The 13,314-nt window shown below is 59.9% G+C and carries 19 protein-coding genes; 6 read left to right on the forward strand and 13 right to left on the reverse strand.

Annotation, left to right across the window (positions count from 1 at the left end; all coding sequences use genetic code 11):
- Positions 1-134 precede the first annotated feature (134 nt).
- Positions 135-1,118, reverse strand: a complete 984-nt coding sequence (locus tag GRI48_RS10395) for a hypothetical protein (protein WP_160675050.1) — start codon at positions 1,116-1,118, stop codon at positions 135-137.
- Positions 1,119-1,172: 54 nt separating this feature from the next.
- Positions 1,173-1,748, reverse strand: coding sequence for a hypothetical protein (locus GRI48_RS10400; RefSeq protein WP_160675053.1), 576 nt, complete (start codon positions 1,746-1,748; stop codon positions 1,173-1,175).
- A 107-nt stretch (positions 1,749-1,855) separates the two neighbouring features.
- Here GRI48_RS10400 and GRI48_RS10405 point away from each other — a divergent pair, with 107 nt between their 5' ends.
- Positions 1,856-2,161: a hypothetical protein gene (locus GRI48_RS10405; RefSeq protein ID WP_160675056.1), complete on the forward strand. Its 306-nt coding sequence runs from the start codon at positions 1,856-1,858 to the stop codon at positions 2,159-2,161.
- On the opposite strand, the gene GRI48_RS10410 is transcribed toward GRI48_RS10405, so the two are convergent.
- Both GRI48_RS10410 and GRI48_RS10415 read right to left on the reverse strand, forming a co-directional pair.
- Positions 2,158-2,607 (reverse strand): hypothetical protein, encoded by a 450-nt coding sequence (locus GRI48_RS10410; RefSeq protein ID WP_160675059.1) that lies wholly within the window; start codon positions 2,605-2,607, stop codon positions 2,158-2,160. The genes GRI48_RS10405 and GRI48_RS10410 overlap by 4 nt on opposite strands.
- 86 nt (positions 2,608-2,693) lie before the next feature.
- Positions 2,694-3,038, reverse strand: coding sequence for a hypothetical protein (locus GRI48_RS10415; protein WP_160675062.1), 345 nt, complete (start codon positions 3,036-3,038; stop codon positions 2,694-2,696).
- A 175-nt stretch (positions 3,039-3,213) separates the two neighbouring features.
- On the opposite strand from GRI48_RS10415, the gene GRI48_RS10420 reads away from it, so the two are divergent.
- The 4 genes from GRI48_RS10420 to GRI48_RS10435 all read left to right on the forward strand — a co-directional run bounded on the left by GRI48_RS10420 (position 3,214) and on the right by GRI48_RS10435 (position 5,271).
- Positions 3,214-3,465: a hypothetical protein gene (locus GRI48_RS10420; RefSeq protein ID WP_160675065.1), complete on the forward strand. Its 252-nt coding sequence runs from the start codon at positions 3,214-3,216 to the stop codon at positions 3,463-3,465.
- A complete protein-coding gene (locus GRI48_RS10425) occupies positions 3,462-4,100 on the forward strand; it encodes a hypothetical protein (RefSeq protein WP_160675068.1) in 639 nt (212 codons plus the stop codon). Before GRI48_RS10420 ends, GRI48_RS10425 begins: the two co-directional genes overlap by 4 nt.
- Positions 4,100-4,408: a hypothetical protein gene (locus GRI48_RS10430; RefSeq protein WP_160675071.1), complete on the forward strand. Its 309-nt coding sequence runs from the start codon at positions 4,100-4,102 to the stop codon at positions 4,406-4,408. The genes GRI48_RS10425 and GRI48_RS10430 overlap by 1 nt, the downstream gene beginning before the upstream one ends.
- Positions 4,409-4,488: 80 nt before the next feature.
- A complete protein-coding gene (locus GRI48_RS10435) occupies positions 4,489-5,271 on the forward strand; it encodes a hypothetical protein (protein ID WP_160675073.1) in 783 nt (260 codons plus the stop codon).
- Positions 5,272-5,276: 5 nt separating this feature from the next.
- Here GRI48_RS10435 and GRI48_RS14565 read toward each other — a convergent pair whose 3' ends face one another.
- The 9 genes from GRI48_RS14565 to GRI48_RS10475 all read right to left on the reverse strand — a co-directional run bounded on the left by GRI48_RS14565 (position 5,277) and on the right by GRI48_RS10475 (position 11,876).
- Positions 5,277-5,453: a hypothetical protein gene (locus GRI48_RS14565; protein WP_419956951.1), complete on the reverse strand. Its 177-nt coding sequence runs from the start codon at positions 5,451-5,453 to the stop codon at positions 5,277-5,279.
- The gene (locus tag GRI48_RS10440; RefSeq protein WP_160675076.1) at positions 5,380-6,186 is read right to left on the reverse strand and encodes a hypothetical protein; all 807 of its coding nucleotides are present in this window, start codon (positions 6,184-6,186) and stop codon (positions 5,380-5,382) included. The genes GRI48_RS14565 and GRI48_RS10440 overlap by 74 nt, the downstream gene beginning before the upstream one ends.
- Entirely contained in the window at positions 6,183-6,455 is a 273-nt protein-coding gene (locus GRI48_RS10445; protein ID WP_160675079.1) for a hypothetical protein, read from the reverse strand. The genes GRI48_RS10440 and GRI48_RS10445 overlap by 4 nt, the downstream gene beginning before the upstream one ends.
- 188 nt (positions 6,456-6,643) lie before the next feature.
- Entirely contained in the window at positions 6,644-8,146 is a 1,503-nt protein-coding gene (locus GRI48_RS10450) for a DUF3987 domain-containing protein (RefSeq protein ID WP_160675082.1), read from the reverse strand.
- Positions 8,143-9,054, reverse strand: a complete 912-nt coding sequence (locus tag GRI48_RS10455; protein ID WP_202389216.1) for a DUF7146 domain-containing protein — start codon at positions 9,052-9,054, stop codon at positions 8,143-8,145. The genes GRI48_RS10450 and GRI48_RS10455 overlap by 4 nt, the downstream gene beginning before the upstream one ends.
- Positions 9,051-9,314 carry a hypothetical protein gene (locus GRI48_RS10460; RefSeq protein ID WP_160675085.1) on the reverse strand — a complete coding sequence of 88 codons (264 nt, stop codon included), beginning with the start codon at positions 9,312-9,314 and terminating at the stop codon, positions 9,051-9,053. Before GRI48_RS10460 ends, GRI48_RS10455 begins: the two co-directional genes overlap by 4 nt.
- Positions 9,315-9,574: 260 nt before the next feature.
- Positions 9,575-9,763: a hypothetical protein gene (locus GRI48_RS10465; protein WP_160675088.1), complete on the reverse strand. Its 189-nt coding sequence runs from the start codon at positions 9,761-9,763 to the stop codon at positions 9,575-9,577.
- A 105-nt stretch (positions 9,764-9,868) separates the two neighbouring features.
- A complete protein-coding gene (locus tag GRI48_RS10470) occupies positions 9,869-10,528 on the reverse strand; it encodes a hypothetical protein (protein ID WP_160675091.1) in 660 nt (219 codons plus the stop codon).
- Positions 10,529-10,622: 94 nt separating this feature from the next.
- Entirely contained in the window at positions 10,623-11,876 is a 1,254-nt protein-coding gene (locus tag GRI48_RS10475) for a tyrosine-type recombinase/integrase (RefSeq protein WP_160675094.1), read from the reverse strand.
- A gap of 715 nt (positions 11,877-12,591) precedes the next feature.
- Between GRI48_RS10475 and GRI48_RS10480 the strand changes: the two genes are divergently transcribed.
- Positions 12,592-13,290: a fimbria/pilus periplasmic chaperone gene (locus GRI48_RS10480; protein WP_160675097.1), complete on the forward strand. Its 699-nt coding sequence runs from the start codon at positions 12,592-12,594 to the stop codon at positions 13,288-13,290.
- The last annotated feature ends 24 nt before the right edge of the window (positions 13,291-13,314 follow it).

Here is a 13,314-nt window from a genome sequence, read left to right on the forward strand (position 1 = left end):
GGCGACAGGATCTGCAAGAGGTCCGGGCTGCCGATCCTCTCCACCTTCCGGCCAGTCGGTTTCCTTTGCAGGTGTTCCGGGCCATGCAGGCTTCGCGGTCGGCCCCGACACACGCTGTCCGGGCCAAGGCGAGTTCATCGCGTGAAGACCTCCCCGTCAGGGGTGCGATACTTCGTTCCCGGTTTCAGCTTTGCAGCTTCAGCAGGAGTGCTGACTTCGACCAGACCGCCGCTTGCCTTCTTGCCCCCACCACCAGAGCCTCCAGTGCGCGAGCGAACGGGTGGCGGGTTTGCATTCCGGTAGCTGACCATGCCTTGCCGATTGCTTTGGCGCAGGCGCTCCATGCCGACGCGATTACCGTAGCGCAGGTTCTCAAGTGAGCGGTCGTTGTCCGTGCGATGGTCGTCCAGTTCGACATCACGCTCATGCGCCGAGGGACCGGAAGAACGCAGCACATAGTCCTGCACCGCGTTGTAATACTCGTCCGACCCCGGCTCCAGGCCAAGCTGGCGTGCATAGTTCTCGAAGTCGTCTGCGCCGTCGTAGATGACTTGAGCCTGCCCGGAGGCCGGATTGTATTGAACGCGGTCGCGGCCAATCGTGAAAGGCGCAGCTGCGCGAAGGTCCGCGCGGTTCTGATCCTGCCAAGCACCATGCCGCCAACCCAAGACAGTTTCGGCAGCATCTTGATTGCGCCCCTCTTGCGCCGCCTTCATCTGCAACAGCATCGGGACCATTCGAGATTGGCCGGAGATTGCATCAGCAAGACCGGCCGCCATGAATTTCCACGGTCCAAACTTCTTCTGTTTCCCGCGCAGCGTCTCAAGCGCGGAGTTCATATCGAAGGGCTGGCGCATCGAGCCGCCGAGCGGCCCTTGCGATGCTGGTTGCGGAGCCTGCCGGGGCATCGCTTCGCGCATCTGATCCATGCCGCCAACGGTCCAATGCCCGGGCGAGCTTTCGCTTGCATCCAACGGATGCTGGGCGACTGGCATCTGCTCGCCATTGGCGTTGCTGCCATCCCCAAAGCCTGGAGTTGCATAGTCTGGGCGCGAGCCAAACAGTCCGAAGGGACTGCGCCTTGCGGAAGGGCCGACCATGATCGGCTGAATGTTCATTGGTCGATTGCGCTGTGCCGCTACCGGAGTTCCAAACAGCATTTTCCTGCCCCCTCAAGCCTGCATGAGTTTGGTGATGTGCTGCGCGGCAGCGGTGACACCTTGGCCGAAGCCATCGACCAGATGTGGCAGGTTCTCTGCGGCAAGGTCCGAACCCTCCCCGCCCATGTCCGCAACCTTTGCGATGCGCGCGATGGCCTCGGCAGCGTCAGCCTCGTACCCGCCTTCATCACCAGCGATGGAGAGAAGCAGCGAGACGATGGAAATGACCAAGCCTTGATCGGCAACCTCGCCATGGGCCGCCGCCAAGCGGGCAAACACCAATCCTTCAATCAGGCAGCGGAGCGGATCATTTACCAGCTCGCCGTTATTCGTGGTAAACGCCGCATCGATGGCTGCATTGGCCAGATCGCGCTGAGCCTGGAGACTGCCACGCGCAGCAGGCGCAAGCGCTGCGTACGGGTTGAAGTCCTCCGACACCTTCTGCGAAGCACCAGCCTTCGCAAGTCGATCCTCGACTGCCTGCCTCAGAAACTCGGATTTGCTGACACCATCAGCCCCTGCTGCAGCTTCGACAGCTTCGGAGAACTGTGCACTTGCTCGGAACCCAACGAATTGCGACCGCGCCACAGGTCACCCCCTCTAATCGTTAAACGCGATCAGTATAACATCATTAATCGGAAAAGTCAATCTTTGATCCCGTTTCGAACTTGGTTCGTTTGTGGCATGTTCACGATATGAGCCGCCGCAGCCCGCGCCAGAAAGACATCGACGAACGAGCCTTCCCGGTGCGGGTGAAGATAGCCGTCCCCGGATGCGGGTTAGGCAATCTGGTTGTCGAGATCGCCGATTGGCTTAGCGAGCGGGTCGATCGGCACGACTATGCGCAACACGCCGACAGGGGAGCGAGTGGCCATGCGATAGCGTTCTATTTTCGTGACGTGGAAACCGCTCTGGCATTCGTGCGGGCCTTCCCGCAGGCCGAACTGGCAGATGGAACGCGCAACCGAGACTACACCCGGCAGGGGCAGTCGGTCATCTAGGGCGTTTTTTTGCGGGGCTTCTTGCGCGGTGCTGAAACCTGCCGACGATTGCGCTCTCTAAGGCGTTCGATGTGTTGGATGCCCTCAAAGAGTTCGCGGCTGCCGCGAGCAACTTGCGTAGGCTGATGCGCCAGTTCCGAAGCAGCTATTTGCAGCGAACCGGCTACAATCGTAGCCTGCGCCAAAGTGAACTCGTCCCAATGCTCTTGATCGATCGACAGGGCTTCTTGGATCTCGCCGGACGAAGGATAGTAGCCGACCACGCTCTTGTAATTCTCGAACACGTCGATGACAGCGGCAGCCTGGATTCCCACTTCGTAAGGCTTCCCAGCGCCACGGACCACGCGCATGAGATTGGATGCGAGCTGTCGGAGCGGATAGCGCAAAAGCTCTTCCGCCCGCATCCGGGCCAAGTCTTCTTCCGAGTTCTCAGAAACGATGCGCACAGCAATGTTGTGCGATCAAAACTGGCGCAGGTCAATTATTCAGGAACGGTCGCGGCAATCGGGCCATCATCTAGGCGACATACCGATCAGACCGAAGCCTTGAGCTTGAGTGCATCATCCATTGCGACGACTGCATTCAACACTTCGCACTCGTCGTCTGTGAGCAACTCGCGGTCGCGATCCAACCAGTCTCGGCAGATTGCCGATAACGTCCAGACCTCGTCCCTCGATTCCGTTAGCGAAACCTTGAAGGCTTCAGCATCCGAGTACTCGTCGAGATCGCCATAATCGGTTCGCTGGTAAGCTTCCCACAAGACGCTCACCGCCCTGTCGCAAGCCTCTTGCGCCTGCTGGCCCAATCCCGCGATCGATGCGCGCTCCTTGAGCCGCTGCCGAAAGCGCTTCTGCCGCTCTGCATTCGATAAAACCATGCTGTTACGTAACTTGGCCCGGATGCAAATGCAATAGCGTTACGTAACACTGTTGACAGCGCTTAATGCGTCCGTTACGTAACGAAACAGCCAAGGCATTCCGCCGAGGCGGGCCGAGTGAGGGTGCAACCTCAACCCGGCCCTGTTCCAACCCTTCCGTTGAAAGGGCAGACATATGATCCTTATAGCTACAGGCCAGCCAACCGCAAAGGCGGACGAGGCAGGCGAAACCATCACGCTTCGCATCCCGAGCGGCGACCGCGAATGCGTCAAAGTCGATCTGACGCTAAATCAGTGCTTCATGCTGGAGCAGCGCCTGCGTCGAGCAGCAATCAAAATGCTTGAGGCAAGCCGTGAGGCGACCGAATGGCGCGCTAACAATGTGCTGGCCTTCCCCTTCGATCGTACGCGGAGGGCTGAAGCATGAGCACCCGCCGCAACTTCATCGCAGGCAGCGCCGTTGCCTCTGTCGCCCTCACGCTTCCCGCCGCAATTGCAGCGAAAGCGGTAACCGATCGATCGGCATGGGACATCGCCATGCGGGCCTACAAGAAACTGAAAGCGCAGGAGGAGGCTTTCACGCCCGAATATATGCGCGTCTATGAGGCTTGGAAGGCAGGTCGCCCTTCTATGGACAGCATAGACTGGAGCGAGTTTCGCTTTTCGGATCGCCACCACATTGCGTTCTCGCTGGACCTCGAGGAAGCGCGCCAGCAGTTTCTCGACGGCGAGAACAAGTGGTGGTTTGGCGGTAGCGCCGAAGCCGTCGAGCGAATGAAGGAGAACAACCGCGCAGCCATCGACAGTGTGCAGGATTTCCGCGATGCCAACGCAAAGCACGACCGCGAAAGCGGCATGGATGCGATGGACAAGCGGAGCGACGAACTGGCCGACGCTATCAGCGCCGCTGTCAATGTTCTGCTGGCAATGCCCGCGCCTGATGGACCGGCCCTGCGCTGGAAGCTCGACTATCTCGCAGAGGACGGGCTTGGGGCCTACAACGACGAGTTTGCGGCCCAGACCCGCAAGGACATCGCCCGCATTCTGGGGGAGGCAGGTTGATGGTCAGCGCACCACTCTGGGGGAGGGCTTCGGCTCTCCCCCTCGACCTGATCGCACAGGCCATCCCGAAGCTGTCTCGACATGATCTAGAGGCGCTGGCGGAAAGGCTGATTGACCACCTGGACGTATCCGACGCTCCGAGCGAGGATCTGGAACCCGAACAGGATTGCTGCGGCGCTTATGACGACCGAGGCTCCCGCTTCTCGATCGCCACCCGCTACGAGCATGGCACGGCGATCTGCGACGACCACGACATGCCGTGTCCTGACTGGGGTACGGATCAGCGGCAAGTCATCCTGCCACACTGACAAGCATCAATCCGTCTCACAACCTTGGCCCTCGCTACGGCGAGGGCCTTTCTGTGCCTGCACACGCCATAGGCAAACAGTTGAGTTTCGCGGAAGCCGCTTTGGATACCAAGCTTGCGAGCAAAAAGATCGGTGATAGGCTGTCCAGAAAGGGGGGCACCATGACTGGAAAATCGGCGGCGAGTCTTATTGCGACGGGGGCGCTTGTGCTTGCGCTATCGAGCCACGCGCACGCTCAAGTGCGAACTTCGGGCACATTGCGACCTTCAGCGCAGCAGCTCGCTCAGGAACGCGAGGCTCAGGCAGAGCGCGAAGCCGTCGCGGAAGCGAATGAGCGTTCTGCGATGCCAGATGAATCTCAACAGAGAGAAGCCGAGCAGCAGCCAGCGAACGATGCGCCAAGGGCCGAACAGGGTAATCGACTAGACCTAATTTGCTTTGGTGCCGGCGCTGCAAACAAGGCGGTAGTCGGCACAGCCTGGGGAACGAGTACCGGAACGGCATTCGGGTCGAACGGTGGTTGGGCCATGGGCTCCGGCAGCAGCAGCACCACGATTGTTGGAACTCGGTCGCAAGGCTTCGAGGATCAAGTGAGCCTGTACCTCATTGGCGCGACCGGTCGATTGCGGATGCCAAGAACTATGCTTCCATCAATTAGGGGCGGAGAGGACGGCTGGTTCGAGCTTCGTAACGTCGCGATCAAGGATAACGAGATCACCGGCACAGTCGCTGTTAGCATCATCAATAAGCCCAAGTTTCGACTGGACCGGTACACAGGTACAATCAGCATCTCTGGGAAGGCGGGTGACTACACCGGCCAGTGCCAAAGATACGATCCCGCGCAAATGGAGCGGCAATTCTAACAGCCTTACCGCGTTCGATCGATAAGGCCCGATGCTGCATCCTCGACCATCCGCGCCAACTCCAAGATCGACTTATGCTCCCTCGATCGCTCGCCATGCTTCCATGCGTTACGATTCCCCTTTGGTGCTCCCGCACCCACTGTCTTGCCGCCGTGCAGATTGCACCGGCTCCGGTCCTTCATCGCTGGTCGCTGGCATGGCGTACCCGCGCGCGTCGTAGCCAAGCACCTCGGGGCCGCATGGGCCTTCGATATGTTGTTCATGGGGTTTGAACGCCGTGAACCCGGTTTTCTGCCCCCCTGCGTTGATTGTCCCTGCGACAATTGCCTGCCCTCCTTCGTAGACATGAACGTGCCGGACCACCTGTTCCCCGCCGCGCCGCCAGTCTGACAACGCCTTCATCTGCGCAGCAAAGGTCCGCGTCATTTTCGTGGCCTGATTGCCATAAGCCTGCATGCCTTCGACGGTTTTTGCCTTTCGCGCCCGACGCAGCAATTCCAGTGAGAGTTCGTGCACGGATGCCATCTGGACCGCCAGAGCCGCCTCAAGCTCGTTCTGGGGCTGGATCGCACCAATCAGAGCCAGATCCCTATTGAGGCCCTCGCAAGAGCCAGCGAACCCATCGCCTGATCCGTTGTCGCTAGTCATGTTGGCGAGATGGACCAGCGAGCGCGAAACAAAGGGCTCGGATGAGGTTGCAAAGACATCGGCCAGGTGATCCGCGTTGCCCTCGTCGTCAGAATGCGGGCTTTCCAATCGCACGGTGCCGCCGTCTCGCTCGCGCTCATTGTATTGGACGCGGACAGGTCGGTTGCTCCGACGTTCGCGGGCTGCATCGATCGCTACAGCCTCGGCCTCTGTTGGCTCGCGCCGTTCGTCAGCCTCAACTGCTGAGACTTCCTGTGTCTTGCTCATGGATTGATCTCCCACCATGCGGTTAGGTCCGGCCACGTGCCGCGATAGTATGTGCGCGGGCCGTAGAACGACGATTCCCAGTTGAAGCAGTCGCCTTCGAGGGTCAGGCTCCGGCAGTCGCCAAGACGATCGACTAAGCCACCCCAATGCTCTTTCTGTGGAAGCAGGCCGAACAGGTCGGACGTTGACCAGCCTTCACGGGCAGCGCGCTTGCCGAATGCCTCCAGAAAATACACCGACGTATCGAACAAGGTCTGCCAACGCCCCATCGTGAATCCGGGATGAGGCCGACAGGGATCGAGGGCGACTAAAGCATCCCGCCAGTCGCGAAGCAGCGAAAGCGGAGGCGGGACACTAGGGACGCTAGAGCCATTAGCGCTATCCTCAGGGGTTCTGTCCCTAATGTCCCTATCGCCCCCGCCGCCTAAGGCTTCTTCAGCCATCGCGCGCCAGTTGCTCATTTCAGCACCTGCGGATTGACGGCATAGTCTTTGCGCGGCTGCCCCGGCCCACCGTCGCGATCGAATTGCGGGCGGATCCAGCTTGCGTCTTCGAGCGCCTCGACAGCCTCTTCCAACGCACCCCTGTCTTGTAGCGGCTTGAGGTGAGGCTTGTGCGGATGTCGCCGCAATTCGCGCAGGTTGACGAGCGACAGGCCAGTCTTGCGGATATAGCGCGCCAGCAGCGCGGCGTTTCGCTCCTTCGGGGAAACGGCAGCATCGCCATAAGTGCGCGCCGCCATGGGCTTTGCGTAGTCCTCGATCCATTTGATTGAGGCAGCCAGTGACCGCTCGCTGATCTCGCGGGGCTCATTCCCGCCATCAAAAGCCCAGGCAGTCAGTTCGGACACTAGGGCCAACCGCGCAGCCGTTCCGCTCATCTTGCCCACGAAGGCTTCATAGAGGCTGCCGCCATCGCCATCGCTGGCCGCGTTCTCGATTTCCCACTCATGAAAAATATCCGCCGCTCGCGGCGTAAACGGTAGCACGATGGGCGACTGCTCGCCCTCAGCACTGCTTCCCCAAGAAAGCAATTCGAGCCGTTGATACGCAGATTCCAGGCGGCTCATATCGATACGGCCTGCGGGCCGCCTAGGAGGCAGCTTTTCAGGCCATGCCCACAGGACGCGTGGGACGAGCCCGTCATTAGCGCCGCCCAGAAGCGTGACGATCTTGTCGGGCTGGATGGTTCCTAGAACGCTTATACCGGTGAACTTAAGGTCGATCGATCCCGACGACTTGCGGGTAACGTTATGAGGCCTGCCCCCAAATGCCGAGAGCCAAAAGGGGCGGCCCCCGCCAGTATAGCGGTCGAAGCTTTCGAGCCATTGCGCCAGTTCATCGTTATAGCACAAAACGCCTTGTGGATTGCCGAGCAAGACCGAGGCCGCTGCTTCAGGCGTTACATCCGAAATGACAGTCTGCCGCTGCTTTGGCTCGTCCGGCTCGTTCGCCAGCGTAGGCATGGGTGGCGCGGCCTCCTGAGTGCCAGCCACCTTCTTGACCTCTTCCTGCCACTTCAATCGCTCAGCCTTTGCCCGCTCAACATCAGCTTGCCATGCCCGGCGCTGAATATCGAAATCCGCTCTGGCGTTGGTCTGGATTGACCACAGGGGCCTTGTGATCGCTTCCAGCGGTGCGGACTTGCGCGAACTAGGCTCGCCCAATGCCGCGCACCAAAGAATGCTAGGTTCGCTCCAATCGGAGCCATACGGCGATGCTCGGCGCTTGCCGCCAATTAGTGATGCAGCAGAAGCGAGATAGGCCATCGCGGCGTAGTCGGGCGCTGTCGATGTGGAATCCGCCACCTGCTGGATGATCGCCCACGCAGGCCCGAATAACTCCCCCGGCATTGGCACAGCAGGTCGCCTGCCATTGTCGATTAGGGTCATATCAGGCGCGGCCCACAGGCTCACAGGTTCAGCGTTCGCGAATGCTTCGCGTATTGTTGCAGCAGTCATGCCGCCTCCATCAAAAGATCATTGAAGTCGCCGCGACACGCAGGGAAGAACACCCGCGTCGAAAGGCCACGGTTGGCAAACTCGGTTGCGGCTTTGCTGGCTGCTGCGCGCCCCGCGTCGTCATTATCTCCGCCGATGGCGACAGACCGAACGGTTGCGGGGAACTGGATTGCTGGCAGCATGACCGTGCCGCAGGCCACCCAGACCGGACGGCGAAGCACCTGGAGCAAGGAGAGTCCTGTTTCCGGTCCTTCCGCCACCACGACTTCGCCGCCATCGAGCGGAGCCAGTCTGATCGCACCACCGCGCACCCTGCCGAGCGATAGCTTGGGGGACGGCAGGTCAGCCTTCCCCTTGCCGTCAGGGGCGAGATAGATGCGCTGGATCCCCTGCAACGGGCCATCAGGCGACGACACGCAGCAAACGAGGCACGGATGCGCTGGACCCGACCTGCCATAAGGGATCATCGTAAATCGCAGGCTTAGGGGCGGATCGATCGTGATGCCCCGCGACCGCAGATAGGCTGCACCGACAGTCCCGGCGACAGGCCCAGCGTTCCGCCAGATCGATCGTGCTTCCTCTACGCGATCACTCGCATCATCGACCGACGGCAGCGCGACGACTTCCACGGTCGGCAGATCGCCGCCGGACAGCATCGCCGCCGCTTCCCGAAGGCCTACGCCATGCAGCTGCTGGATGAAGTCGAGAACATCGCCATGCGCCCCGCAGCCGAAGCACTGGAAGCGGTTGCCGCCGTCGAAGATCGTGAACGAGGGCGAGCGGTCGTTATGTAACGGACAACACGCCTTCCATTCGCTCCCGGCCCGCTGGAGCTTCACCACTCCCGCCACGACTTGCGGCAGGGGATGGGCGCGACGGATGGTGTCGAGGTCGAGAAGCCCGATCATGCCGCCACCCTCTCGCCATGCTCCTGGTCGAGTTTGCGCAGCCAGAACCATTGCGTCTGTGTCGGCGGCTTCGACTGGTAGTAGAGCTGTTGAAGAAAACCTGCCGCCCAATTGGACAGACCGCGACCGGACATAAGCAGGTCGTGAGCTTCAATCTGATGCAGGCGATACAAGCCGCGAACGAAGTCTGCGGGCTGCTCGACAAACCAAGTCGAGCCATCCCACGGCTTCAGCGCGTGTTCGAGGTCGAGGGTACTCATTGCGACACCCCCGTTCGCCAGAGGCGTTCCGCATCTGCCCTCGAAAGCCGAGAAGGAGAGAAAAGACCGCCGCGTCGAGCGATGTCCCAGCGCGATCTTTCGACCGCCCAAGACTTTGCAAATGCCCTCAACTCGTCTATCTTGTCTTTCTCGATACCTAGCCCGCGAAGCAAGGATTCTACGAGGGGGTCGCGCACCGATAGGACTGCGCGGCCCTTTCGCTTTTCAGGGGTAGCGTTCCCCGTTCTGATGGCTACCATTCACGCAGCCTCCTGCCGTTCGGCAATCTGGCGAGCGACGTAAGCCCGGATGCTGTTTGTCGTGACCCTAAGCGCGCCATCGACTTTGTAAGTCTCCAGCTCGCCTCGCGCGATCAGCTCAAAGCCCTTTGTTTTGCCGCAGGGGATGGCGGCGAATGCCTCTTTGGTTGGAAGTCCGAGTGGTTCCACGATTTTAATTCCTTCTGCATGCTGGCGCGGCCAGCGGTGGTGCAGAAAGGTCTATTGCGAACCTTGGCGGCAATACGCCGCAAAGCTTCAGGAACCTACGGAAACTCAGTCCTTCAGAGGGTTTCCGTTTATGTCCAGGGTCGGGATGCCGTTGTTGTGGGCCGCATCGGCAAGGAATAGCGCCTTTTCCAAGGCTGGAAGGGCCGATGTCTTGCCGGGTATCTCTGCGCCGACGAGCGAGGCGTAGTCCTTAAGCTGCGCGTATAGAGTGCCCTTCTTTATGTTTGGTTTAAGGTCTTGGTGGACAAGCACCGCCGCAAGAACAGCTACTAGATTGTTCCACTTTTCCGAATCCAGTGGTCGCCCGCCTACGTCAGGAGAGCGCGAGGCTTCGGCGACGGACGGCGGTTCGACCTGAGCGTATTCCAGAAGCGGCCCCCTCTCAAAACTCAGCCCGTTCAATTCGATAGCCGCGAACCCAATGCCGATTGCGCGGCTCGTGTATGTATCCCGCCGCAAGTCGAAATAGCTGTTTTCACCTGTTCCCTTCCATACTTCGGAAGGAACAATCCAATCAGTTTCGGTTTGGGAGGGCCGTCCATAAGATGACCTCACCTTGAGTTCAGCAATGGCTGCTCGCGCCGAGAAAAGGCCTGCCTTCAGTCCTGGGCGCAATCTAGGCTCCGGGTTCCCGTGGTTCTTCCTATCCGCAAACCAAAGAGAGAGAAATTCCTTTGAAGTGATCCATCCAGTTTCGTTGCTCATGTCGCCCCTCCGTAGGGCTCCGCGCGTTAGATAACGGGATGGCAGGTCAGGCGGTTAATCCGACCGTTCGGGAGCTACCCTAGCCATCCCGCAGTTAGGCTCGTCTTTCGTCGAGCCGAACCACGTTGCTTTCTTCTCCGGTTATGAACCGGCCCCATGCGTCGAGTAATTCCCGCCGCATCTGAATGAATGTCGTGCGCTTATATGCCTTGACTACGCCGTCAGGCACCACGTGGCCTAGCGCGGCTTCGGCCACTGGGTCGGGTATCTGCGGCATTCGTTCCGCCGCCCAATCCCGGAAGCTCGACCGAAACCCGTGGGGAACATACGGCAGGCCTGCATCGCGCATGATTTTTGACAGCGCCATATCGCTCAATTCCGTGCGCTTCCGGCTTGGAAAAATGACCGCCTCGGGATCTGCGCTGTCGGAGAAAGCTTTGGCCCGATCGAGAACCGCCAGGGCGGCAGCGTTTAGAGTGATCGTGTGCGCCTTGCCGGTCTTCCGCTGCAATTCGGTGGGTCTGTTCCAGTCATCGCCTTTAATATGTTTCCAGCGAGCCTCGCGGGCCTCGCCAGACCGGCAGGCCGTCGCAATCGTAAACATCAGCGCCAGTCGGCCAACTGTCTCAGCGTCGCCGCCGAGCTTCTCAAAGTAGGCCGGTACTTCCTTCCACGGCATCGCCGCAAAATTGCCGCCCTCTTTCGGTTTGCCGACAAGGGTGGACACAGACATGCGCGGGGTTTCAGTGTCGCGCCAATTCTTCGCCTTAGCGTAATCGAGAACCTTGCCGATCCGCTGGCGGACCTTGCGAGCAATGCTAGGCTTTGCGTTCCAAATAGGGTGCAGTGCGTTCGCTATGTCGCCTGCATCAATGTCGCTGACCCGCCGAGACCCGAGCGATGGGAAGGCATGAGTTTCCAAGCTGGCCAAGAATGCGTCTGCTGTCTTGCTCGACCATCCGCCCCTTAAGGCTTCGTGAGCGGCGATGGCGGCCTTCTCGAATGTTGGGGGAGGGCTTCTATCCTTCCGGCGCTCGGTAGCGGGATCGCCTCCAGCCTTGGCAACGTTACGTAACCGGACAGCCAGTTCGCGCGCTTCCGCCAATGTCAATCGTGCGCGCTGCTCTAGCGGGATGTCGTCCGCGATATTGGAGGGGCGGGCGAGGCTTTCAGTGGCGACCGCGCCCAAACCTATGTCGCGGCGCGCCCAACCGTTCGGTCCGTCCGCCATTACGCGGAGAACCCAGCTCTTTGCGCTGGCCGATTTGACAAGCAGGTATAACCCCCCGCCGTCAGCATAGCGCCCCGGCTTGGCCTTCTCGACAAACTTGGCGGTCAGCTTGGCCATGTTCCCTCATTCGTTACCACATAATAGCGTGGCTAGCCACGAACTGCAACGGGCTGACCCGAACCCACAACTTGAGAAGGTTCGGCGCTTTTCCGAGGGTTCGACGGCTCATCACGGACCAGAGCGAACCAACCTGATTTCAGAAGTTATATTCTTCACGGGGCATCCATTTTTTACCAAATAGAACAATAGCTTGTTCGATAGCGACGCACACCCCACCGTGTGCTTCGGCGTTCTTTGCCATTCCGCTGATTCCGCCGATTCTCATGGGAGCACGGCGACTCCGTGCGACATGGATGCAGCATGCGGCACGACCGAACATCTCAGACGATCGGCCGTTGGGATGAGCGGCCCAACGCCGCCGACGTTGTTGAGGATTGAAATCGTTCGATTTCCCGATATAGCTGGCGGCAGGGTTCGCAAACCAGATAACTGCTTGGCGATCGCATGGAGCGATGTCGGCGCACAATCGCTGTCACCTGAGACATGGTCGACTGTGCCAAACCGGTGCAGGCGTCAGGTCTTGGGCATTTCTTGAAGATTTCCGGCTACGGGTCTTCGGGAACGTAACGGTCATGGATGACCATGCTGAAGTTTTGGGGGTCGCAAGGTGCTTGGAAAAACGATGAGGCGGGCTGCGGCTCTGGCGGCAGCTGTGGCATTGACCACGTTCGGACCATTGTGTTCGCCCGCGATGGCAGGCCGGGTCTCTCCCATGATCCTCGACATGTCTCCGACCGGCCGTGGCGCGATCGCTCGGGTTGAATTCACGAACGATGCCGACCGCGACATCCCTTACGAAGTGCAGATGATGCGCGGTGACATCTCGCCGACCGGTGAGTTGACTCTGGTTCCGGCTGATGAGGATTTTCTCGTCTTCCCTCCGCAGGTGTTGATCGAGGCAAATTCGCAGCAGGTCTTTCGAGTGCAGTATCTGGCGGACAAGCCGCTGGCGAAGTCGGAAATCTACTACTTGGCAATCCGACAGATACCGGTCGAGTTCGAGCCGGGGGTCAATCAGGTCCAGGTTGTCATAAACTACAATGTTCTTGTGAATGTGGTCCCCCCGGGCAGTTCGCCTGAGCCCGTGGTCAGACAGGCCAGCTATATCGAGCGCGCACAATCCACCGAAGGCTTGACCGAGGACCAGAGCCCCGAGGTCGTCCCCGTTGAAAAAGGTGTGATGGTCGACCTCGGCAATGACGGGACGCGCTATTTCTTCGCGAGTGATGCCAAGTGGCTTATCAGTGGCAAGACAGCCAGCGGAGCTGATCTCGAAATGCGGCTCGAAGGCAAGGAGCTGAGCAAATATACTGGCGTCGGTGTGGTCGGACCCGGCAAGCTCAGGCAGTTCTTCTTCCCCACCGAGGAGCCGGTTAGGCAGGACACGCTGAAAGTCTCGGTCGAGCTTTAACGAGCGATGGGTTGGGGACGCAAA

It is taken from the genome of Qipengyuania oceanensis (assembly GCF_009827535.1).
Lineage (GTDB): Bacteria > Pseudomonadota > Alphaproteobacteria > Sphingomonadales > Sphingomonadaceae > Qipengyuania_C > Qipengyuania_C oceanensis.

Coding starts and splice junctions, on each gene's coding strand:
- GRI48_RS10395 (WP_160675050.1), bottom strand. CDS start 1,118: ATGAACATTCAGCCGATCATGGTCGGCCCTTCCGCAAGGCGCAGTCCC.
- GRI48_RS10405 (WP_160675056.1), top strand. CDS start 1,856: ATGAGCCGCCGCAGCCCGCGCCAGAAAGACATCGACGAACGAGCCTTC.
- GRI48_RS10415 (WP_160675062.1), bottom strand. CDS start 3,038: ATGGTTTTATCGAATGCAGAGCGGCAGAAGCGCTTTCGGCAGCGGCTC.
- GRI48_RS10420 (WP_160675065.1), top strand. CDS start 3,214: ATGATCCTTATAGCTACAGGCCAGCCAACCGCAAAGGCGGACGAGGCA.
- GRI48_RS10425 (WP_160675068.1), top strand. CDS start 3,462: ATGAGCACCCGCCGCAACTTCATCGCAGGCAGCGCCGTTGCCTCTGTC.
- GRI48_RS10430 (WP_160675071.1), top strand. CDS start 4,100: ATGGTCAGCGCACCACTCTGGGGGAGGGCTTCGGCTCTCCCCCTCGAC.
- GRI48_RS14565 (WP_419956951.1), bottom strand. CDS start 5,453: ATGAAGGACCGGAGCCGGTGCAATCTGCACGGCGGCAAGACAGTGGGT.
- GRI48_RS10440 (WP_160675076.1), bottom strand. CDS start 6,186: ATGAGCAAGACACAGGAAGTCTCAGCAGTTGAGGCTGACGAACGGCGC.
- GRI48_RS10445 (WP_160675079.1), bottom strand. CDS start 6,455: ATGGGGCGTTGGCAGACCTTGTTCGATACGTCGGTGTATTTTCTGGAG.
- GRI48_RS10450 (WP_160675082.1), bottom strand. CDS start 8,146: ATGACTGCTGCAACAATACGCGAAGCATTCGCGAACGCTGAACCTGTG.
- GRI48_RS10455 (WP_202389216.1), bottom strand. CDS start 9,054: ATGATCGGGCTTCTCGACCTCGACACCATCCGTCGCGCCCATCCCCTG.
- GRI48_RS10460 (WP_160675085.1), bottom strand. CDS start 9,314: ATGAGTACCCTCGACCTCGAACACGCGCTGAAGCCGTGGGATGGCTCG.
- GRI48_RS10470 (WP_160675091.1), bottom strand. CDS start 10,528: ATGAGCAACGAAACTGGATGGATCACTTCAAAGGAATTTCTCTCTCTT.
- GRI48_RS10475 (WP_160675094.1), bottom strand. CDS start 11,876: ATGGCCAAGCTGACCGCCAAGTTTGTCGAGAAGGCCAAGCCGGGGCGC.
- GRI48_RS10480 (WP_160675097.1), top strand. CDS start 12,592: ATGATCCTCGACATGTCTCCGACCGGCCGTGGCGCGATCGCTCGGGTT.